General features: G+C 75.4%; 16 protein-coding genes. 10 read left to right on the top strand and 6 right to left on the bottom strand.

Going from position 1 to position 21,095, the window contains the following annotated elements:
- Nucleotides 1–954 carry a GNAT family N-acetyltransferase gene (locus tag OG550_RS12520; RefSeq protein ID WP_327676954.1) on the bottom strand — a complete coding sequence of 318 codons (954 nt, stop codon included), beginning with the start codon at nucleotides 952–954 and terminating at the stop codon, nucleotides 1–3.
- Nucleotides 955–1,235: 281 nt separating this feature from the next.
- Between OG550_RS12520 and OG550_RS12515 the strand changes: the two genes are divergently transcribed.
- The 6 genes from OG550_RS12515 to OG550_RS12490 all read left to right on the top strand — a co-directional run bounded on the left by OG550_RS12515 (nucleotide 1,236) and on the right by OG550_RS12490 (nucleotide 7,406).
- The gene (locus OG550_RS12515) at nucleotides 1,236–2,294 is read left to right on the top strand and encodes an ATP-grasp domain-containing protein (protein ID WP_327683835.1); all 1,059 of its coding nucleotides are present in this window, start codon (nucleotides 1,236–1,238) and stop codon (nucleotides 2,292–2,294) included.
- Nucleotides 2,291–3,199 carry an ATP-grasp domain-containing protein gene (locus OG550_RS12510; RefSeq protein ID WP_327676952.1) on the top strand — a complete coding sequence of 303 codons (909 nt, stop codon included), beginning with the start codon at nucleotides 2,291–2,293 and terminating at the stop codon, nucleotides 3,197–3,199. The genes OG550_RS12515 and OG550_RS12510 overlap by 4 nt, the downstream gene beginning before the upstream one ends.
- A gap of 202 nt (nucleotides 3,200–3,401) precedes the next feature.
- Nucleotides 3,402–4,232: a putative RNA methyltransferase gene (locus OG550_RS12505; RefSeq protein ID WP_327676951.1), complete on the top strand. Its 831-nt coding sequence runs from the start codon at nucleotides 3,402–3,404 to the stop codon at nucleotides 4,230–4,232.
- A 299-nt stretch (nucleotides 4,233–4,531) separates the two neighbouring features.
- Complete coding sequence (locus OG550_RS12500) at nucleotides 4,532–5,971, top strand: AAA family ATPase (protein WP_327676949.1); 1,440 nt, start codon at nucleotides 4,532–4,534, stop codon at nucleotides 5,969–5,971.
- On the top strand, nucleotides 5,968–6,357 hold the full coding sequence (locus tag OG550_RS12495) for a nucleotide pyrophosphohydrolase (protein ID WP_327676947.1): 390 nt from the start codon (nucleotides 5,968–5,970) through the stop codon (nucleotides 6,355–6,357). Before OG550_RS12500 ends, OG550_RS12495 begins: the two co-directional genes overlap by 4 nt.
- Nucleotides 6,358–6,500: 143 nt before the next feature.
- The gene (locus OG550_RS12490; protein ID WP_327676945.1) at nucleotides 6,501–7,406 is read left to right on the top strand and encodes a DUF6099 family protein; all 906 of its coding nucleotides are present in this window, start codon (nucleotides 6,501–6,503) and stop codon (nucleotides 7,404–7,406) included.
- A gap of 363 nt (nucleotides 7,407–7,769) precedes the next feature.
- Here OG550_RS12490 and dapD read toward each other — a convergent pair whose 3' ends face one another.
- Complete coding sequence (gene dapD, locus OG550_RS12485) at nucleotides 7,770–8,759, bottom strand: 2,3,4,5-tetrahydropyridine-2,6-dicarboxylate N-succinyltransferase (RefSeq protein WP_327676943.1); 990 nt, start codon at nucleotides 8,757–8,759, stop codon at nucleotides 7,770–7,772.
- 135 nt (nucleotides 8,760–8,894) lie between these two features.
- On the opposite strand from dapD, the gene OG550_RS12480 reads away from it, so the two are divergent.
- From OG550_RS12480 to argF, 3 genes are all read left to right on the top strand, one after another.
- A complete protein-coding gene (locus OG550_RS12480) occupies nucleotides 8,895–10,241 on the top strand; it encodes a 3' terminal RNA ribose 2'-O-methyltransferase Hen1 (RefSeq protein ID WP_327676941.1) in 1,347 nt (448 codons plus the stop codon).
- Entirely contained in the window at nucleotides 10,238–12,931 is a 2,694-nt protein-coding gene (locus OG550_RS12475; RefSeq protein WP_327676940.1) for a polynucleotide kinase-phosphatase, read from the top strand. Before OG550_RS12480 ends, OG550_RS12475 begins: the two co-directional genes overlap by 4 nt.
- Before the next feature lie 994 nt (nucleotides 12,932–13,925).
- Nucleotides 13,926–14,927 (top strand): ornithine carbamoyltransferase, encoded by a 1,002-nt coding sequence (argF, locus tag OG550_RS12470; RefSeq protein WP_327676938.1) that lies wholly within the window; start codon nucleotides 13,926–13,928, stop codon nucleotides 14,925–14,927.
- Nucleotides 14,928–14,952: 25 nt separating this feature from the next.
- On the opposite strand, the gene OG550_RS12465 is transcribed toward argF, so the two are convergent.
- From OG550_RS12465 to OG550_RS12450, 4 genes are all read right to left on the bottom strand, one after another.
- Nucleotides 14,953–15,555, bottom strand: a complete 603-nt coding sequence (locus OG550_RS12465; protein WP_327676937.1) for a superoxide dismutase family protein — start codon at nucleotides 15,553–15,555, stop codon at nucleotides 14,953–14,955.
- A 169-nt stretch (nucleotides 15,556–15,724) separates the two neighbouring features.
- Nucleotides 15,725–16,141, bottom strand: coding sequence for a type II toxin-antitoxin system VapC family toxin (locus OG550_RS12460; RefSeq protein ID WP_327676935.1), 417 nt, complete (start codon nucleotides 16,139–16,141; stop codon nucleotides 15,725–15,727).
- 83 nt (nucleotides 16,142–16,224) lie between these two features.
- The gene (locus OG550_RS12455) at nucleotides 16,225–17,244 is read right to left on the bottom strand and encodes a hypothetical protein (RefSeq protein ID WP_327676933.1); all 1,020 of its coding nucleotides are present in this window, start codon (nucleotides 17,242–17,244) and stop codon (nucleotides 16,225–16,227) included.
- Nucleotides 17,245–17,475: 231 nt separating this feature from the next.
- The gene (locus OG550_RS12450; protein ID WP_327676931.1) at nucleotides 17,476–18,009 is read right to left on the bottom strand and encodes a SigE family RNA polymerase sigma factor; all 534 of its coding nucleotides are present in this window, start codon (nucleotides 18,007–18,009) and stop codon (nucleotides 17,476–17,478) included.
- 330 nt (nucleotides 18,010–18,339) lie between these two features.
- Here OG550_RS12450 and acnA point away from each other — a divergent pair, with 330 nt between their 5' ends.
- Nucleotides 18,340–20,988 carry an aconitate hydratase AcnA gene (acnA, locus tag OG550_RS12445; RefSeq protein ID WP_327676929.1) on the top strand — a complete coding sequence of 883 codons (2,649 nt, stop codon included), beginning with the start codon at nucleotides 18,340–18,342 and terminating at the stop codon, nucleotides 20,986–20,988.
- Nucleotides 20,989–21,095: the final 107 nt, after the last annotated feature.

Here is a 21,095-nt window from a genome sequence, read left to right as displayed (position 1 = left end):
TCACCCGGCGGGGGTTCCGGCCGCCTCGGTCGCGGCCGTCGCGGACTCGGTCCCGGTCGCGGGCTCGGCGGGCTCACCGGCGGGCTCGGCCGGCTCGGCGATGAGCGCCGTGGCGAAGGGGCGGAAGCCCGCGCGTCGGTAGATCCGGGCCACGTCCTCGTCGGCGGCGGACAGGAAGACCGTCCGCACACCGGTGGCCCGGGCGTGCTCGACCAGCGCCGCGGTGACCGCGAGACCGAGACCGCGCCGGCGAGCCGTCGGGAGGGTCCCGACGCCGGCCACCTCGGTGACCGTGCCCACCGGGTTGTGCTGGCCCGCGCAGAGCGGCGTCCCGTCCTGGAAGGCGGCGGCGAGCACGGTGTGACCCGAGGCGATCCGCCCCGCCGTCCGCTCCGCCGTGCCGTTGGCCGCCAACTCCAGTGCCAGTGCCGTCAGTTCCTCCGGCCCGGCGCTGCCCAGGCCGGTGCCGGGCTCGCCGAACGCCAGGTGCGGGACGGCGACCGCGGCCGCCAGCGCCGGATCGTCGGCGGCCAGCACCCGGACCGCGACACCGTCCGTTCCGCCGTCCGCGCCGGACCCGCCGTCCGCGCCGGGGCCGTCCTCCGGCCCCAGCACCAGCAGCGGGTGCTCGTGCACCACCAGTCCCGCCTCCTCCACCGCCGCGCGCAGCAGCGGATCGTGCTCGGCCACCCACTCGAAGGCCTCCGGCAGCCCCAGCTCGCGCTGGCGCTCCAGCACCCGGCGGACGTCCCCGGCGGTGGCGGCCGGGCCGTCGTGGCCCAGCGCGGGTCGGGCGTAGTACGGCCAGCCCGCGCCCTCGCGGACGAAGAGGCTGAGCGGTCCGAAGTCCTCGACGCGGGCGGCCGCCCGCGGGACCGCGTCGTAGTAGCGCTCGATCTCGTCGAGGAGGGCGCGCGGGGCGGGGGCGGCGGAGTCATGATCGGCAGAAGTCACGCCGTGCATCCAAGCAGGGCCGTCGCGTTCCCGCCACGGTATTTGTCAGACCGGAGGAGCCGCCCCGGCCATCGGTGCGCATGCGTCCGGCCCTACGGGGGCAAGGCCCGGCAGCCGCCCGCCGTCGGCCTGCCCGGGCATTTCGGCGCGATTGTTGCCGAACGCTTACAGGCCGGGCGATCTTGCGTGTGGGCCGCGTGGCATCCTGGGGCCTTTACAGCTCTGCCGGACGGGAACGGCGGACGTCCGCGCTGGGTGAAGCGAGGGGGATGGACAGGCTCATGAAGCTCTGCTTTCTGGTGGAGGAGCACTACCGGCACGACGGCATGCCGCTCGACGTGGTGCGTCAACTCACCGCGTGGGGACACCGGGTGGACGTGCTGCGCCCCGGCGACTCGCTGATGGCCGTGTCCGAGGCGGTCCGCGCCGGAAGCCATGACGCCTGGGTGCTCAAGACCGTCTCCGGCGGTCCCGGCCTCACCCTGCTGGAGGCGGCCGCCGCCGTCGGCCTCACCACCGTCAACGACGCCCGCTCCATCCGCGGCGTCCGCGACAAGGCCCTCGCCTCCGTGATCGCCCGCACCCGGGGCCTGCCCGTCCCCGTCACCTACGCGGCCGCCCGCTGGGAGCGCCTCGCCGAGATCCCGGCCGCCGAGTACCCGCTGGTCGTCAAGCCCGCCGACGGCAGCTCCGGGCGGGCCGTGCGCTTCGTCCGCGACCCCGGGCACCTCGCCGAACTCGGCCCGCTGCTGGCCGGTGAGGGCCTGCTGATCGCCCAGCCCTACGTGCCCAACTCCGGCACGGACCTCAAGGTGTACTGCGTCGACGGGGAGCTGTACGCCACCGAGCGCCGCTCCCCGCTCAACCCGGACCAGGGGGTGCGGGAGCGGCAGGTGCCGCTCGCCGCCGAGGTCGCGCGGATCGCCGGGCAGGTCGGGGAGGTGTTCGGGCTCGACCTCTACGGTGTCGACGTGCTGCTCGGACCGGACGGGCCGGTGGTCGTCGACATCAACGACTTCCCCAGCTTCCGGCAGGTGCCCGATGCGGTCGCGCGGGTCGCGCGGGCGGTGCTCCGGCTGGCCAGGACCGGTACGGCCGTCACCGCGCCGGCGACCCTGGGCGCGGCGGGGCTGGGTGCCCCGGGGCTGGGCTCGGCGGCCCTGGGGGCGGCGGCCCTGGTCCCTTCGGGCCCGCACGCGCCCGGCCTGGCCGGCGGGCCGCTGCCGGGTGAGCCCGGCGTGACGGTGGGGGGCGCGCCGGAGCCGGTGCGGATGCCCGTCCAGGGCGGCGGCGCGGTGGGAGCGGGCGTCGGCGCGGCGGGCGTCGGCGGCGCGATATGAGGATCTGCCTGCTCACCTCCGCCCCGGACCACCCGCTCCTCGCCGCCACCGCCGCACTGCTGACCGCCGGCGGCCACCGGGTCGAGAGCCTCGACCCCGCCGCCGGCGCACCGGCCGGGCTGCTCGGCCCCGGGCCGCTCGCCGACGTCTACCTGCTCAAGGCCCACACCCCGCAGGGCCTGGCGCTCGCCCGCCACCTGGAGGAGCGCGGCGCACCCGTCGTCAACCCGGCCGCCGCCACCGAACTCTGCCAGGACCGCACCGCCATGGCCGACCTCGCGGACCGGGCCGGTCTGCCGTTCGCGGCCACCCGCACCGTCGCCGACCCGGCCGAGCTGGTCGCGCTGCTCGATCGGCCGGGCGAACCGGTGGCGGGGACCGGGTCCGCTGCGCCGATCGGCTTCCCCTTCGTCGTCAAGAGCCGCCACAGCCGCCGCGGCGACCTCGTGGCCCGGGTCGACGACGCGGCCCGGCTGCGCGCCCTCGCGGAGCAGTGGCCCGGCGAACCCCTCGTCGTCCAGCCCTACCTGGCGAGCACCGGCTGGGACCAGAAGCTGTGGGTCGTCGCGGGGCAGGTGTTCTGTGCCCGCCGACGCTCCGAGCTCGCCGACCCGGGAACCGTCGAACTCCCAGACGGTGGAGGCGCGTTCGGCCCGGCGGAGCTGCCTGCGGACCGCGCCCTGCTCGCGCTCCGGGTCGGCGAGGTGTTCGGCCTCGACGTGTACGGCGTCGACCTTCTCGACGGGCCCGCCGAACCGGTCGTCGTCGACGTCAACGCGTTCCCCGGCATCCGGGGGCAGGCCGGTGCGCCCGAGGCGCTGGCCGCCCTCGCCCTGCGGGTCGGCGGGGCGAGCGCGCGAACCGTTCCGGCGCAGCGATCGGCCGCGGCCGAGGCGGGGGCCTAGCCGCGGCGGGGGCGGGGGTGGGGGCTGGTGCCGTCGGCCGTGGGGTGCTCGGTGCCCCCCGGGAGCCCGCCCCGGACGGGCGCTCCTCGGACGGGCGGTCCCCGGACGGGCGGTCCGGCGGATGCGGGCCCGCGCGGCGCCGGTCGTTAGGCTGGCCCCTCCGGCCGGACCACGCGACCGGATGGCGAGAGAAGACGGACCCTTGCTGCAGGACATCGAGCCCTACCTGGCCTGCCCGCACTGCGCGCAGGCGCTCACCCTCGACGGGCGCACGCTGCGCTGCCCCGGCGGGCACAGCCACGACCTCGCCAAACAGGGCTACGTCAGCCTGCTCGCCGGCGACGCCCACACCGGCACCGGCGACACCGCCGAGATGGTCGCCGCCCGCAGCGACTTCCTCGCCGCCGGCCACTACCGGCCGATCTCCGACGCCCTCGCCGGGGCCGCCACCGCCGCCGCGCCCGAAGGGCTCGTCGTCGACCTCGGCGCCGGCACCGGCCACTACCTCGCGCACGTCCTCGACGCCCTGCCCGACCGGCCCGGCGCCGCCCTCGACATCTCCAAGTACGCGCTGCGCCGCGCCGCCAGGGCCCACCCCCGGATCGGCGCCGTGGTCTGCGACGCCTGGCGGCCGCTACCGCTGCTGGACGCCTCCGCAGGGCTGGTGCTCAACGTCTTCGCACCGCGCAACGGCCCGGAGATCCGCCGTGTGCTGCGCCCCGGCGGCACCCTGCTGCTGGTCTCGCCCACCCCGCGCCACCTGCGCGAACTCGTCGCGGCCCTCGGCCTGCTCTCGGTCGACGAGGAGAAGCAGCGCCGGATCGACGAGAAGCTCGGGCCCTACCTGACGCCCGCCGGGCGGCGCGAGGTCGAGTTCACGCTGCGGCTCTCGGCCGGGGACGTGCGGACCGTGGTGGGCATGGGCCCCAGCGCCTGGCACACCGACCCGGAGCTGCTGGCGGAGCGGCTCGCCGCACTTCCCGACCCCGTCGAGGTGACCGCCTCCGTCACCGTCGCCGCCTACCGGCGCTGAGGACCCGGACGTCGGCTGCGGGCCCCGGGCGCGTGCCCCGAGCGCGGGCGTCGGGGTGGAAGCCCGGGTGACAGGTCGGGCGCCGGGCCCGGGCTGCGGGGGCGGGTCCCGGGGCGGGTTCGAGCGGCTTCGGGGCGGCTTCGGAGGCGGCTTCGGAAGCGGTGGAACCGAAGGACGGGCCGGGACGGACGCCCGGGGCGGCGGAACCGCCGGTGCCGCGCCCGCGGGGCGACCCCGATGGGATGAATCTGCCGGGCAGGCACGTTTCTGCCGCGCGACCGGAGGCTAACGTCCGACGGGTGAACCGCGACGCCACCCGGCCCGCCGTGCCGGCCCACCCCCAGCAGCGCACCCCGGAGCCCGGCCCGCCGGACGTCCGGCGGCCGACCGTCGAGGAGGTCCGGCTCACCTCGTTCAAGTCCTACCGGCGCGCGGTGCTGCCCCTCGCGCCCCTCACCGTGCTGCACGGGCCCGCCGGTGTCGGCAAGTCCAACGCGCTCGACGCCCTCGCCGTGCTCTCCCGGTTCGCGCTCGGCGAGGAGATCGCCGACTCCCTCGACGGCCTGCCCGGCGCCACCGGCCCGCTCGCCACCCCCGTCCGCGGCGGCCTGATCGGCTGCGTCCCGCACGGCCGCAACGCCGTCATCCTCGGCTGCACCGTCCGTTCCGCCGACGGCCCCGTCGGACTGGAGATCGTCGTCCGCACCGACGGACCCGTCCGGATCGCCCGGGAACGGCTGACCCTCGACGGCCGGCCCCTCGTCGAGACCGGCGAACAGGACCTCCGGAACCGGCGGGTCAACGTCAGCTGGCACAACGACACCAGGCAGGGCGACATCCGCGCGCCCTTCCCCAGCGGCACCCTGATCACCGCCCAGATCCCGCTGCGCGTCGCCGGGTCCTCACCCGGCGAGCGGAAGGTCCTGGCCGCCGCCGAGCAACTCCTCACCGCGCTCCGCGAGGTCTTCCCCGTCCACCCCGTGCCCGCCCTGATGCGCGGCTGGGCCCGCCCCGACCCGCACGCCCGGCTGGTCGGCACCGCCGCCAACATCTCCGCCGTCATCGCCCGGCTCGGCAACGAATGCGGCCGCCGGTACGGCCAACTGCTGCGCGTCGTCCAGGCCGCCGCGCCGCACCCGCTGCTCGGACTCGACCTCGCGCACCGCGGCAGCGGAGCCGACCGGCGGGTGCTCGCCGTCTTCGACGAAGGCGTCCTCGGCCGCACCGGCGCCGACCAGGCCTCCGACGGCATGCTCCGCCACCTCGCCTTCGCCGCCGTGCTGCTCACCGGCGCCGGGGTGCTCGACCTCGACGTGGCCGCGGAGGTGCCGTGGGCGCACCGGCAGCTCACCGTGCTCGCCGAGGACCTCGGCGCCGGGCTCGGCACCGAGCAGACCGCCTCGCTGCTCCGGCTCGCCCGGGACATGTCCGGCCGCAACCAGCTGCGGGTGCTCGCCACCCTCCAGGAGCCGGCCGCCGCCCGGGAGGCGCTCGGCGGGCCCGGCGAACTGCCGCCCGGGGCCGCGCTGGTGGAGTGCCGGCGGGACCCGGACTCCGGGCACACCGTGCTGCGCACCGAGACGGCCCGGGTGCCGGCCCAGGCGGTGCGGGGCGCGGGGCCGGGCTCCGGGACGCTCTCCCCGGGAGAGGCGTCCGGGGCGGTCGGGCCGGGCGCGGGTGGCCTCGGGGTGCCCGCCGGCGAGGTGCCGGGCGGCGGTGCGGTAGACCTGGACGGATGAACGAACGAGAGACGGAGTCCGCGGCCCCGACCCTGGACGGGCTGCGGCAGCGGCTGGTGGAGTTCGCCGCGGCGCGCCGCTGGGAGCCCTTCCACACCCCCAAGAACCTGGCGTCGGCGCTGACCGTGGAGGCCGGTGAGCTGCTGGAGATCTTCCAGTGGCTCACCCCCGAGCAGGCGTCGGCGGTGATGACCGACCCGGACCGCGCGCACCGGGTGCGGGACGAGGTGGCCGACGTGCTCGCCTACCTGCTCCAGTTCTGCACCGCCGTCGGGGTCGACCCGCTGACCGCGCTGGCCGCCAAGATCGAGCGGAACGAGCTGCGCTTCCCGGCACCCGGAGCCGCGGTGGAGGAGGGTGACGTCAACCCCGGGAGCGGCTCCTAGCCCCTTCGGGGGACGAAAGTTCTCCACAGCCCCCGGGTTTTCCACAGGCTCCCGGCTGTCGAGCGCGGACCCTCCCGCTTCGGCGCACGCTTTCGCCGTGACCGCGGGCACGGTGTCCGCGAGCGACGGAGAGGTGGCCGCACATGGAGGCGCTGCGACTGATCAGGACGTCCCGGCACGCGCTGGCGGAAACCAGGAACGTCCCGGACGTACTGGCCGAGGCGCGGCAGGCCGCGCTGCTCACCGAGGCGGTGGGGGCCCGGCTGGCCGAGTCCGAGGACGGTGAACTCGCCGGACTGGGGCAGCAGTTGTCCGAGTCGGCGGCCCACGCGGCAGGCTGCCTGGACCAGTCGGCGGGCGACGCCTCGGTGATGTCCGCCTTCGGGCTCGGCGGCCGGGCCGGGCGGCTCACCGAACTGGGCGAGCCGGGCCCGGCCCTGGGTGAGCTCGGCAGGCTGCTGAGGGACGTCGGGGAGACGCTCGTGGTGCTGGCCTGCGGAGCCGACACCGAGAGCCTCTACTGGACGTGCATCGACGGGGTCGACGCCGGAGCGGAGTGCACCGATCTCGTCGGCCGACTGCTGGAGGCCGTCGGGCGGATGACCGGTGAAGGCGGGCCGCCCGACGAGGGCAGGAGTCCGGAGGGGTGGGGCGTCGAGGAGGACGGCACGGGGGAGGAGGGCGGCCGCGGGCTCCCCGCGCCCGTGGACGGGCGGGGGAAGCCGTTACCGGTACTCAGGCTCGATCCGCCGGGCGCGGCAGGGGCGGCGGGAGCAGAAGGAGCGGCGGCCGGGGTGCCGGGTCAGCGGACGGCGGTCGGGCTGCCGCTCTCGGAGGCGCCGGTGGGAGCGGTGGCGCGAGTGCCGGCGGACTGCAGCTCGGCGAGGTCCGCGGTGACCGAGGCGAGCAGCTCCTGCATCTGCTCCAACAGGCTCTTCGGGGTGACGGGCACCGCCGACCCGTCGTCGATGGGGTGCTGCGGGGCGGCGGACGCCTCGGACCAGTGCTCGGACATGAGGGGACCTCTTCGGATCGGTGGTGCGGTGTGACGCTCTCGGCGGTGGGCGGCCTGACACGCCCTCGCCGCTGCAACCAACGAACTCGCCGGAGCGGGGGTCACCGACGACCACCCGATGCGGTCCAACCGGCGGTGTCGGTCATCCTCCCGGGTGACCCCGGCTTGCCAGGGCGCGGCCGCCTGGGTTAGGCGCGGGTGCTCAAGGACGCCGGAGGGGCCCCGAAAGGAAGACGGTGCACAGCGCACCGGTCGGCAGTACCGGCCCGAGCCAGAGGGCCCCGCGCCGCAGCAGCGGCGCCAGGGCCCTCGGACACCCCGTGGGGGTGCCGCCCGCATCCGTGGATGCGGGCGGCACCCCCGGAGGGAAGAAACCGTTCCCCGGAGGAGACGCGTGTCAGTTGTGGGCGTGGAGGTCGGCGTTGAGGCCGCCCCAGGAACCGGAACGGGCGATGACCTCGACCGCACCGGTCTGGGAGTTGCGGCGGAAGAGCAGGTTGTCCTGGCCGGACAGCTCGACGGCCTTGGCCACGGTGCCGTCCGGGGTGGTCACCCGGGTGCCGGCGGTGACGTAGAGACCGGCCTCGACCACGCAGTCGCTGCCGAGCGAGATGCCGATGCCCGCGTTGGCGCCGAGCAGGCAGCGCTCGCCGACCGAGACGACCTGCTTGCCGCCGCCCGACAGGGTGCCCATGATCGAGGCGCCGCCGCCGATGTCGCTGTGGTCGCCGACCACGACGCCCGCGCTGATCCGGCCCTCGACCATGGAGGTGCCCAGCGTGCCGGCGTTGAAGTTGACGAAGCCCTCGTGCATCACGGTGGTGCCCACGGCCAGGTGCGCGCCGAGCCGGACACGGTCCGCGTGGGCGATGCGCACGCCGGACGGCGCGACGTAGTCGGTCATCCGCGGGAACTTGTCGATCCCGTACACGGCGAGCTGGCCGCCCTGGGCGCGCACCGCCAGCCGGGCCTGCTCGACCTTCTCCACCGGCACCGGGCCGATGCTGGTCCACGCCACGTTGGCGAGCAGCCCGAAGATGCCGTCGAGGTTCTGGCCGTGCGGCTTGACCAGGCGGTGGCTGAGCAGGTGCAGGCGGAGGTAGGCGTCGTGCGCGTCGATCGGCTTCTCGTCCAGCGAGGCGATGGTGGTGCGCACGGCGACCACGTCGACGCCGCGGCGCGCATCGGCGCGCAGCGCCTCGGCGGCACCGGCGCCCAGCTCGGCCTCGGCCTGTTCGGCGGTCAGGAGGGCGGTCCCGGCCGGGCCGGGCCGGTCGGCCAGCGCGGGGGCCGGGTACCAGGTGTCGAGGATGGTGCCGTCGGCGGCGATGGTCGCCAGGCCGACGGCGACGGCGCCGCTCACGGGGGTGGTGGAATCTGCAGTCACATCGTGCACGTTAACGAATCCGGGCCCCCGGTGCCGAACACGCTCACCGTCCGGACGGGGCGGCGGAGCCTCCGGCGCCAGGTGGAAACCGGCTGTTCGGCAGCCCTGGGCTGGGCGATACTCGGACGGGTGTTCATGTCGATCTCCACCACCGGCACCGCCGGAAGCCCGGCCACCGACCTGGCGCGCCTGCTGCACCGGCCGCCGGACGAGGTCCGGCGGGCCGCGACCGCGTACGGCGAGGCGCACGTCTTCTTCCCGGAGGCCGACGACGAGCGCTGCACGGCCGTCCTGCTGCTGGAGGGCGGTACGGCGGATCCTGCCCGCAGGGGGCGGGGCGGCGGCCGGACCGCCGCCCGGCCCGGCGCGGTGGCGGGGGAGGCCGACGACGACCGCGGCTACGCGGTGTCCTCACGGTTCGCGGCGGCGCTGCGGATCGTCTTCCGGGCGGCGATGGAGGACTCGGGGGCCGACGGCCGGACGCTTCCGCTGCGGATCGAGCTGCCCGCCGTCCGCGTGGACGGCGGGAGCGGCGCCGACGGCGGTGCGGTCGGGAGCGGCGGTGCGGCCCTGGCGCGGCGTCTGTTCGAGCCGCTGGGCTGGCGGGTCGAGGCGGCGGCGATCCCGCTGGACGAGGAGTTCCCGGAGTGGGGCGAGTCGCCGTTCGTGCGGCTCGGGCTGGAGGCCTCGGCCGTCCGCCCGGCGGACGCGCTCTGGCAGCTGGCCGTGCTGCTGCCCGTCCTGGACGGTGCCACGGACGGCCCGGTCGTGCCGGAGGGGGTCGAGAAGCTGCTCGCCGACGGCGGGGGCTGGCCGGCGGGGCACCCCGAGCGCGAGCTGATCGCCCGTCGGCTGGCCCGCCGCGACCCGGTCGGCCCCGACGGCGGCCCCGAGTGCGTCGGCGAGCCTGCCGACGAGCCCGTGGCGGCGGTCCTGGCCGCGCTGCGCGAGGTCCGGGCCGACCGTGTGGTGCACCTCGGCTGCGGCCGGGGCGGGCTGCTCGCCGCGCTGCTGGCGGAGGGCCGGTTCACCGAGCTGCTGGGCGTGGACACCTCGCTGCGGGCGCTGTCCGATGCCGCGGACCGCCTCGGCCTGGACCGTACGCCGGAACCGGCGCCGGAGTGGGCGGCCACCGGGCACACGGCCGGGCGGACGACCCGGCGGACGACCCGGGTCAGGCTGGTGCAGGGCGCGCCGATGTACGCGGACGCCCGGCTGAAGGGCTTCGACGCGGCGGTGCTCGACGCCGGCCCGCTCCTGCGGGCGGATCCGGTCCGGCGGCAGGCCCTGGAGCACACGGTGTTCGGAGCGGTGCGTCCGGCGGCGGTCGTCGTCACGGCGCGGACCGGCGGTCCCGGCCTCCGCAGCTGGGCGGAACGGGCGGCGACCGCGCACGGCTACACCGTCACGGTGACCGGACCGGCCGGACCGGCCCTCTTCAGACGCGGTACCCCGACCCCCGGTGGAGGCGAACCCCGATGACCGACGGCGAGACGGACCCCGGCACCCGGACCCCGCCCCCTGCCCGCACGCCCGCTCCCACCCCCGTACCGGCGGCCGCGGCGAAGGCGGCGGACACGGCCGTGACGGTGCCCGAGGCCTCCCTCGTCGTGCTGATCGGCACCAGCGGCGCGGGCAAGTCCACGTTCGCCCGCCGCCACTTCCGCCCCACCGAAGTGGTCTCCTCCGACACCTGCCGCGCCCTGGTGGCCGACGACGAGAACGACCAGTCCGCCTCCGCCGACGCCTTCGACGTCCTGCACTACATCGTCGGCAAGCGCCTCGCCGCCGGCCGGCTGACGGTGGTGGACGCCACCAACGTCCGGGCGGAGGCCCGCAAGCGGCTGGTCGCGATCGCCCGTGAGCACGACGTGCGGCCGGTGGCGATCGTGCTCGACGTGCCGCCGGGCGTCTGCGCCGAGCGCACCCGCCTCCGGCAGGACCGCGACCTGCCGGCCCAGGTGATCCCGCGCCAGCACCGCGAGCTGCGCGCGTCCCTGGCCGGGCTGGAGAAGGAGGGCTTCCGCCGGGTGCACGTCCTTCGCGGCGCGGACGAGGTGACGGCCGCCGAGGTGGTGCTGGAGAAGCGGCGCACCGACCTGCGTGACCGGCCCGGCCCGTTCGACCTGGTCGGCGACGTCCACGGCTGCCGTGCCGAGCTGGAGTCGCTGCTCTCCCGCCTGGGCTACCGGATCGTCCGCGACGGGGCGGGCCGTCCGGTGGACGCGGTGCCGCCGGACGGCCGGACGGCGGTCTTCGTCGGCGACCTGGTCGACCGCGGCCCGGACACACCGGGCGTGCTGCGGCTGGTGATGGGCATGGTGGAGGCCGGTCACGCGCTCTGCGTGTCGGGCAACCACGAGCAGAAGCTCGCCCGGGCCCTGGACGGCGAGCGGGTCAACCCCTCGCACGGCCTGCGGGAGTCCCTCGAACAGCTGGAGTCCGAGCCGGCGGGGTTCCGCGCCGGGGTTCGGGAGTTCATCCGGGGCCTGACCGACCACTACCTCCTGGACGGCGGCGCCCTGGTGGTCTGCCATGCGGGCCTGCCGGAGCGCTACCACGGCCGCTCGTCCGGCCGGGTCCGCTCGCACGCGCTGTACGGGGAGACGACCGGCGAGACCGACGAGTACGGCCTGCCGGTGCGTCACCCGTGGGCGGAGGAGTACCGGGGGCGGGCGCTGGTGGTCTACGGGCACACGCCGCTGCCGGTGGCGAGCTTCCTGCACAACACGGTCTGCCTGGACACCGGCTGCGTCTTCGGCGGGGAGCTGACCGCGCTCCGCTACCCGGAGCGCGAGCTCGTCACCGTGGAGGCGGAGCGGCAGTGGTACGCGCCGACCCGGCCGCTGCTCAGCGCCGCGCCGGGCGGGCGGGAGGGCCGGCCGCTGGACCTCGCCGACGTGGCGGGCCGCCGGGTGGTGGAGACGGCGCTTCAGGGCCCGGTCGAGGTCCGGGCGGCGAACGCTGCTGCGGCGCTGGAGACGATGGGCCGGTCGGCGGTCGACCCCCGGCTGCTGGTCCACCTGCCGCCCGCGGTGCCGCCGGGTCCGGCCGCGCGTCGGCCCGGTTACCGGGAACACCCGGACGAGGTCTTCGCGGGGTACCTCGCGGACGGGGTCCGGCGCGTCCTGTGCGAGGAGTGGCACCCGGGCTCCCGCGCGGTGGTGCTGGTCTCCCGGGACGACGCGGCGCTGGCCCGGCGGTTCGGCCCGGCGGGTCCGGGGGCGGTGTGGTCGCGGACGGGCGGGGCGCTGCTCGGCGACGAGGACGCCGCCGCCCTGTTGGACCGGCTGCGGGCGGCCGCGGAGCGGGCGGGCCTCTTCGAGGAGCTGGCCACCGGCTGGCTGCTGCTGGACGCGACCCTGGCGGTCGGACCGGGGGCCGGACCGGGGGCGGGCCCGGGCGCCGACGGGCCCTCGCCGCACCGCGGCCGGGCGGCCGTCGGCGCGGCGGCGGGGGCGGCGCTGCCGCCGGTGCTCGCCGCGCTGGAGCGGGCGGCGGACCGCGGGCTGGACGTCGCGGCGCCCGCCGGCCGTCGGCGGAGCGGAGCGGCGGACGTGCGGGCGTACACCGAGGCGTACCGCCGGTACGCGCGGGCCGAGCGGGAGGTCCGGGGGGTACGGCTGACGCCGTTCCAGGTGCTGGCAGCCGAGGGGGTGAACCTCGCGACCCGATCCCGGGAGGAGCAGCTGGCCCGGATCGACCGCCTGGTCGAGGCGGACCGCGCCCTCGGCCCCGGGCCCGGCCCGGTCCTGTGCCCGACCGCCCGGGTGGCGGTGGACACCGGGGACGAGGAGTCGACGGCGGCGGCCGTGGCCTGGTGGGAGCAGCTGACGGGGGCGGGCGGCGCGCCGGGCATGGTGGTCAAGCCGTCGGAGCCGCCGGTGCGGGGCGCGGCGGGGGAGGGCCGGCGGGGCGGGCCGGTGCAGCCGGCGGTGAAGGTCCGCGGCCGGGAGTACCTGCGGCTGCTCGACGGCCCGGAGGCCCCCGGGCCGTCGCAACGCCCGTCCGACGGGGCGCTCGGGTTGAAGCGCTCGTTGGCGCTTCGCGAGTACGCGCTCGGTCTGGAGGCGCTGGACCGGTTGGCCGGGGGCGAGCCGCTGTGGCGGGTGCACGAGCCGGTCTTCGCGGTCCTGGCGCTGGAGGCCGAGCCGGTCGACCCGCGGCTCTAGGGCGGGTCGGCCTAGGGAGCCCGGGTGGACCGGCCCGGGCACCCGGGCCGGTCCAGGGCGCGGCCCCCCGGGACCGGCCCCGCCGTCCGGTGGGGGGCGGCTGGGCTGCGCCCGACCGCGTGCGGTGGTTCGGCGGGCGCCCTGCCGCAGGGCGTCCCGCAGCCGCAGCGGTTCCCGGCGGCGGGAGTGCGCCCGCACGGGGACGGCGCCCGCGAGGGCGGTGACGGGCACCGCGGTCGGTGGTTGCGCGTGCCGCGGTCACGGCCGTCCCGGTCCCTCCGGTCCCTCCGGTCCCTCCGGTTGCCGCGGTCGCCGCGAGGGCGGGCCGGACTCCCCGGACCCGGTCCCGGGCGAACGGGGGCCGGCGCCGGCCCCGCACCCGGCCGGCGGAGGCGGCCCGGGTACGGGCGGGGGAGCGGGCCTGGTCCGGTCGCCCGGAGGGCGGCGATCAGGGCCGCCGCGCACCCGCCTGCCAGGCCCACGGCGACGGGTCGCACCCGGGAGCGGAGCGGGACCTCCGCGGCCAGTGCGTGACGCGGTTCCCGGGGACGTCCCGGTGCCGCGAGGTGCGAGGTGCCCGCCATGCCGCGCAGGTAGCGCCGCAGCCGGGTGCGCCAGAGGTCCACCGGCGCGCCGAGCGCGTCCCGCTCCCCGAATCGGCACCGCTCCCCGAATCGGCACCGCACCACGGGCAGCCCGTCAGGCCTGCCGCCATCCGCGGCACCGTCCCGTCCGAGTTCACGGACCACCGAACAGTCGGTGTCGGGAGCGGAAAGGTTCGCCGCCTTCCGGACCCTCCGGCGGCACGGCAGGCTTGCCCGGAGGGTGCTCGCGGGTGCCGGTCCGGGCTGTTCAGCCGTTCACCGGTCGGCCGGGGCGCCCGGTCGGGCGTACTCGGCCCCGCGGATCGGGCACCCGGAACCATTGAATAGAAATTCCGAGCATCGTATAGACTTGCTGCTTTCCGCCCCACCCGTCACCCCAGGAGCCTGGCATGGCGTTCAACCTCCGGAACCGGCACTTCCTCAAGGAGCTCGATTTCACGCCCCAGGAGTTCCGCTTCCTGGTGGACCTCGCCGCCCAGCTCAAGGCGGCGAAGTACGCGGGGACCGAGCAGCCCAGGCTGCGGGGCCGGAACATCGCGCTGATCTTCGAGAAGACCTCGACCCGGACCCGCTGCGCCTTCGAGGTCGCCGCCCACGACCAGGGCGCCACCACCACCTACCTGGACCCGGCGGGCTCCCAGATCGGCCACAAGGAGTCGATCAAGGACACCGCCCGGGTGCTGGGCCGGATGTTCGACGGCATCGAGTACCGCGGGCACGGCCAGGCGGTGGTCGAGGAGCTGGCGGCCCACGCCGGGGTGCCGGTCTGGAACGGCCTCACCGACGAGTGGCACCCGACCCAGCTGCTCGCCGACGTGCTGACCGTCACCGAGCACACCGCCAAGCCGCTCACCGAGGTGGCGCTCGCCTACCTCGGTGACGCCCGCTCCAACATGGGCAACTCGCTGCTGGTCACCGGTGCGCTGCTCGGCATGGACGTCCGGATCGTCGCGCCGCGCTCGCTCTGGCCGGCGGAGGACGTGCAGAAGGCCGCCCGGACGCTCGCCGAGGGCACCGGCGCCCGGCTCACCCTCACCGAGGACGTCGCCGAGGGCGTGGCCGGCGCGGACTTCCTCTACACCGACGTCTGGGTCTCGATGGGCGAGCCCAAGGAGGTCTGGGCCGAGCGCGTCGCGCTGCTCAAGCCGTACCAGGTGTCGATGGAGACGGTGCGGGCCACCGGGAACCCGGCGGTGAAGTTCCTGCACTGCCTGCCCGCCTTCCACGACCTCGGCACGGTGCTCGGCCGGCAGCTGTTCGAGGAGACCGGGATGGCGGAGCTGGAGTGCACCGACGAGCTGTTCGAGTCGGAGCACTCCGTGGTCTTCGACCAGGCGGAGAACCGCCTGCACACCATCAAGGCCGTCCTGGTCGCGACCCTCGGCTCCTGACGGCCGCCGGCCTCCGGCACGAACCCTAGAGGTCCTCCAGCTTCACGCAGGCGACCCGGTCGTTCGCGCCGTGCCGGCTGTGCCGGCCGTGCGCGTCGTGGCCGGACGCGGCCTGCAGGCCGTCCGCACCCCGCTCTGCCTCCGCGCCGGTCGGGACGCCCGCGTGCAGGACCAGTGACCGGGCCTCGCCCGCCCTGGGCTGCCAGGCCACCACCGCCGCGGCGGTGCCGTCGCCGCGCCCGTCGGTGCGCAGCGCGAGCCGCAGCTCGTTGCGGTCGTTGGCGTAGGCGGGGTCGGTGGACGGGCGGACCGGGTCCACCGCGTCCTGGTAGTGCGGGCCGGACGCGGCGGGGTCGGCCCCGCACGGGCCGGTGTGCAGGTGCACGGGGAACTCGCGGTCGGCGGCCACCCCGGTCAGGCTCATGGTCAGCACCGTCCGGCCCGGCGTCGAGCGGTCGACCACCACCCGGACGTGCGAGCCGTACGGCACCAGGTCGGGCGCGTGGCTGATCGCGGTCGGCGGGACGAAGGCCGTGGCGGGGTCGAAGTCGGCCTCGGTGGCGGAGACCGGTACGGCGGGGGCCAGCAGGGCGAGCGGGAGCAGGGCGGCGGCGAGCGGAGCGGACATCGGCGGGCCTTCTCTGGCTGGGCGTGCCTCCCCGGAGGGTGCACGGAGAGCGGACGCCCTGCTCAACGGCGGCCACCGCCCCCGGACACGCCCCACCGCCCCCGGACGGCTTTCCCGCAGGCCCCGGACGGCGCCCCCGGACGGCTTCCCGCCGTGCCACCCGCAGGCGCTACCCGGCGGCCGGGTCCGGGCGCCGGATCCCCCGGATCTCGCACCGCGGCCCGCTGGCCCGCATCAGCCGCAGGTCCGCCGTGACCAGCGGCACCCCGTACTGCTCGGCCACCGCCACGTACGCGGCGTCGTCCGGTGTGAGGTTGTCCTTGAGTTCCCAGATCCGGCCGAGCAGGGGTCCGACCGGCACCTTGCGGATCGCGAGGCCGGGCAGTTCGGCGGCGAGTCGCCCCACCCGCTCGGCGGTGAGCTCCCGGGCCAGGTAGAGGCCGCGCAGCGACTGCATGACCTCGATGACGACGTGTTCGGGTGCCACCCAGTCGCCGTCCGCGGCCAGTTCGGCCCGGGCGGCGGTTCCGCGCTCGCCCTCGTCGGCCAGTGCGAGCACCAGTGCGGACGCGTCCACCACGATCATCAGTAGGCTCCCGGCCCGTTCCGGCGTCCACCGGCCCCTGTGCCGGTGTGGCGGTCACCGGTCACGGTACCGGGACGGCGTGCTCACCCGGCGGGCGGGACGCCGCCGCCGGGCACCGCGCCGCGGCCGGGGGAGTCGTCGGAGAAGGGCCGGATCGTCTGCGCGGCCAGCTGCGCGATGTCCGCGGTGATCCACTCCTGGAAGGCCGGCGTCGCCGCCAGCCGGCTGACCTGTTCCAGGGTCAGCGGCAGCCCCTTGCGGACCGGCTTGACCTTCGCGACTCCGGCGACCTCGGCCACATTGGTCGCGGTGATCCTGATCCGGGTGTTGTCGGCCCGCATCAGGTCGGCCCCGCGCGAGATGCGGTCGGCGGTGCTCGACTCGGTGAGCAGCAGGTGGCTGCCGTCGGGGAGGACGCGGCCGGAGCAATGGTCGTACTGGCCGTCGCCGTTGACCCGCGCGCAGTCGTAGACGTTGTCGTAGCCGGTGGCGAACGGGTCCGCGTTGGGTCCGGTCGCGAAGTATCCGGGCCGGAAGTGCGCGCCGATGCCGCCCTCGATCCGGACGGTGACGAGGGCCGGCCCGTTGCCGTCGTCGTAGTAGAGGCTGCCGTCGCCGGTCACGTTGGACGGTTCGGCGCCCGTCCAGCCGACGAGCGAGGAGTGGCCGGCGAAGCCCGAGACGGTTCCGCCGGGCGGCAGGGACTCGACGAGGGCGAGGACGAGGGCGTGGCCCGTCAGTGCGATCCTCCCGGCGTTGGTCCCGGTGCCGTACTGCAGCTGTTCCGGGCCGTCGTCGGGCTTCTGCACCGGCGTGGGGTACGCGGAGGCGGTCGGGGCCGGCGAACCGTCCGGGCCGACCTGGGCGGCCGTCGCCGGCCCGTGGCCCGGCCGGACGGCGACGGCCGCGCCGACGGCCAGCAGGGTGACCGCCGCGACCGTGCCGGTGACGGCCGCCCGGCGCCGGCGGCGGATGGCCCGGCCGCGTTCGGCGGCGCCGGCGATCAGTGGGGCGAGGTCGGGGCCGACGCCGCCCATGGCGCGGTCGAAGGTGCGGGACAGCTGTCGGCCGTCCGGTTCCAGCGCGTCGTCCTGGGTGTCCATGTGCGTCTCGGGTCCTTCCGGCTGCGGGTGTGCGGGTGTGAGTACGGGCGGGTGCGGGTGCGACATGCGGGCGGGCACCGGCGGGGCCGAGTCGGTGTGGGGGAGGAGTGAAGGGGGGAGGTGAGGGGACGGGGCGAGGGGACGGGGACGGGCGGGGTGACCCGGCCGCCGGCCGGCGCCGAACCCCGTGCGGCGCCGACCGACGGGCCGGGTGGCTTTCCACGCGCCCCCTCAGGGGGCGGCGAGCTGTTCCGAGGACTGCGGTCCGAGCACGCCGCGCAGCCGCCCGAGGGCGCGCAGCGCCTGGCTGCGCACCGCTCCGGCGCTGACGCCGAGTTCTGCGGCGGTCTCCTCGACGCTGCGGTCCTCCCAGTAGCGCAGCACCAGGACGGCCCGGTCCCGGGGCGGCAGTTCGGCGAGTGCGGCGAGCAGGGTGACCCGCAGTGCGGGGTCGCCGGCGGGGGCGTGGCGGGCGGGTGGTTCCGGCAGTTCGCGGAGGGCGGGCTGTTCGGCGCTGCGGCGCAGCCGCCGGTGGGAGAGGTAGCTGCGGACGAGCACGCTGCGGGCGTAGGCGTCGTGGTTCTCGGCGCGGCGGACCTTGGCCCAGGCGGCGAAGAGCTTGGCCAGGGTGACCTGGGTGAGGTCCTCGGCGAGGTGCCAGTCGCCGCAGAGCAGGAGCGCGGTGCGGAAGAGGTGGTGTCCCCGGCTGTGCGCGAAGGCCTCGAACTCCGCGAACTGTTCGGTCCGCCGTGTTGTCCCGATCACGCTGTTCCGCCCCTCGGACTTCCCCGGATCGGGGGCCGTCCGCCCCCTGCGCATGGTTAGACGCGCGAGTGCGGGCTTCGTGTTACGGGCGCGCGGGAGGAGATGTCCGCGGCGGGGGCGTCCGGGGCGTGGTGCCGACGTGGCGGAGCCGACGCCATGCACTATGGTTTATCTCGACATCGAGATAACTGCGCCGTACGATATATCTCGACATCAAGATACTTGCCGAGAGGCGCTCACCGGCGGTGCGGGCAAGGTAAGCCTAAGTAAGGCTGACCTTACCACCGTGGCGGCCGGAATACCGCACGAAGCACCTAGAAGGAGTCAGTCGTGTCCGCGAACAGCTTCGACGCCCGCAGCTCGCTGCAGGTGGGCGACGAGTCGTACGAGATCTTCAAGCTCTCCGCCGTCGAGGGTTCCGAGCGGCTGCCGTACAGCCTCAAGGTGCTGCTGGAGAACCTGCTCCGCACCGAGGACGGCGCCAACATCACCGCCGACCACATCCGTGCCCTCGGCAACTGGGACGCCGACGCCCAGCCGAGCCAGGAGATCCAGTTCACGCCGGCCCGCGTGATCATGCAGGACTTCACCGGCGTGCCCTGCGTGGTCGACCTCGCCACCATGCGTGAGGCCGTCAAGGAGCTGGGCGGCGACCCGGCCAAGATCAACCCGCTCGCCCCGGCCGAGCTGGTCATCGACCACTCCGTCATCGCCGACAAGTTCGGCACCCCGGACGCCTTCGTCCAGAACGTCGAGATCGAGTACGGCCGCAACAAGGAGCGCTACCAGTTCCTGCGCTGGGGCCAGACCGCGTTCGACGAGTTCAAGGTCGTCCCGCCCGGCACCGGCATCGTCCACCAGGTGAACATCGAGCACCTGGCCCGCACCGTCATGGTCCGCGGCGGCCAGGCCTACCCGGACACCTGTGTCGGCACCGACTCGCACACCACCATGGTCAACGGCCTGGGCGTGCTGGGCTGGGGCGTCGGCGGCATCGAGGCCGAGGCCGCGATGCTCGGCCAGCCGGTCTCCATGCTGATCCCGCGCGTGGTGGGCTTCAAGCTCAACGGCCAGCTGCCGGCCGGCACCACCGCCACCGACCTGGTGCTCACCATCACCGAGATGCTGCGCAAGCACGGTGTGGTCGGCAAGTTCGTCGAGTTCTACGGCGAGGGCGTCACCTCGATCCCGCTGGCGAACCGCGCCACCATCGGCAACATGTCGCCGGAGTTCGGCTCGACCTGTGCGATCTTCCCGATCGACGCCGAGACCATCAGCTACCTGAAGCTCACCGGCCGCGACGAGCAGCAGCTCGCCCTGGTCGAGGCGTACGCCAAGGAGCAGGGCCTCTGGCACGACCCGTCGGTCGAGCCGGTCTACTCCGAGTACCTGGAGCTGGACGTCTCCACCGTCGTCCCGTCGATCTCCGGCCCGAAGCGCCCGCAGGACCGCGTGATCCTGGCCGAGGCCGCCGAGAAGTTCGCCGAGGCGCTGCCGACCTACTCCTCCGAGGCCTCGAAGCCGACCGCCGTCACCGCCCCCGACGGCTCGTCCTACGAGATCGACAACGGCGCGGTCGTGATCGCCTCGATCACCTCCTGCACCAACACCTCCAACCCCTCCGTCATGCTGGGCGCCGCCCTGCTGGCGAAGAAGGCCGTGGAGAAGGGCCTGCACGTCAAGCCCTGGGTCAAGACCACCCTGGCGCCGGGCTCCAAGGTCGTCATGGACTACTACGAGAAGGCCGGCCTGCTCCCCTACATGGAGAAGCTGGGCTTCAACCTGGTCGGCTACGGCTGCGTCACCTGCATCGGCAACTCGGGCCCGCTGCCCGAGGAGGTCTCGGCCGCCGTCAACGAGTCCGACCTCGCGGTCGTCTCGGTGCTCTCCGGCAACCGCAACTTCGAGGGCCGGATCAACCCGGACGTCAAGATGAACTACCTGGCCTCCCCGCCGCTGGTGGTCGCCTACGCCCTCGCCGGCAACATGAACATCGACATCACCCGCGACGCCCTGGGCCAGGACGCCGACGGCAACGACGTGTTCCTCGCCGACATCTGGCCGTCGGAGAAGGAGGTCGCCGACACCGTCGCCGGCTCCATCGACGAGGCCATGTTCGACAAGGGCTACCAGGACGTCTTCGCCGGCGACCACCGCTGGCAGTCGCTCCCGGTCCCGACCGGCAACACCTTCGAGTGGGACGCCGAGTCCACCTACGTCCGCAAGCCCCCGTACTTCGAGGGCATGGCCAAGACCCCGAGCCCGGTGACCGACATCGCCGGTGCCCGCGTCCTGGCCAAGCTGGGCGACTCGGTCACCACCGACCACATCTCCCCGGCCGGCAACATCAAGCCGGGCACCCCGGCGGCGCAGTACCTGACCGCCAACGGCGTGGAGAAGCGCGACTTCAACTCGTACGGCTCGCGCCGCGGCAACCACGAGGTGATGATCCGCGGGACCTTCGCCAACATCCGCCTGCGCAACCAGATCGCGCCGGGCACCGAGGGCGGCTACACCCGCGACTTCACCCAGGCCGACGCGCCGGTGTCGTTCATCTACGACGCCTCGCAGAACTACCAGGCCGCCGGCACCCCGCTGGTCGTCCTGGCCGGCAAGGAGTACGGCTCGGGCTCGTCCCGCGACTGGGCCGCCAAGGGCACCGCGCTGCTGGGCGTGAAGGCCGTCATCGCCGAGTCCTACGAGCGTATCCACCGCTCGAACCTGATCGGCATGGGCGTCCTCCCGCTGCAGTTCCCGGAGGGCCAGAACGCCGACTCCCTCGGCCTGACCGGCGAGGAGACCTTCTCCTTCACCGGCGTGACCGAGCTCAACGAGGGCCGCACCCCGAAGACCGTCAGGGTCGTCGCCGGTGACGTCGAGTTCGACGCGGTCGTCCGCATCGACACCCCCGGTGAGGCGGACTACTACCGCAACGGCGGCATCCTGCAGTACGTGCTGCGCAGCCTGATCAACGGCTGATCCTCCGACAGCCTCCGAGAGGCCGGACCGCGCTCCCGCGGTCCGGCCTCTTTTGCATGCTGCCCCGCCCCGGCCGGTCCCCTTGTGCGGGCACGGTGCGATGGACT

Source organism: Kitasatospora sp. NBC_00458, from assembly GCF_036013975.1.
Lineage (GTDB): Bacteria > Actinomycetota > Actinomycetes > Streptomycetales > Streptomycetaceae > Kitasatospora.
This window is presented reverse-complemented; position numbering and strand designations above follow the sequence as displayed.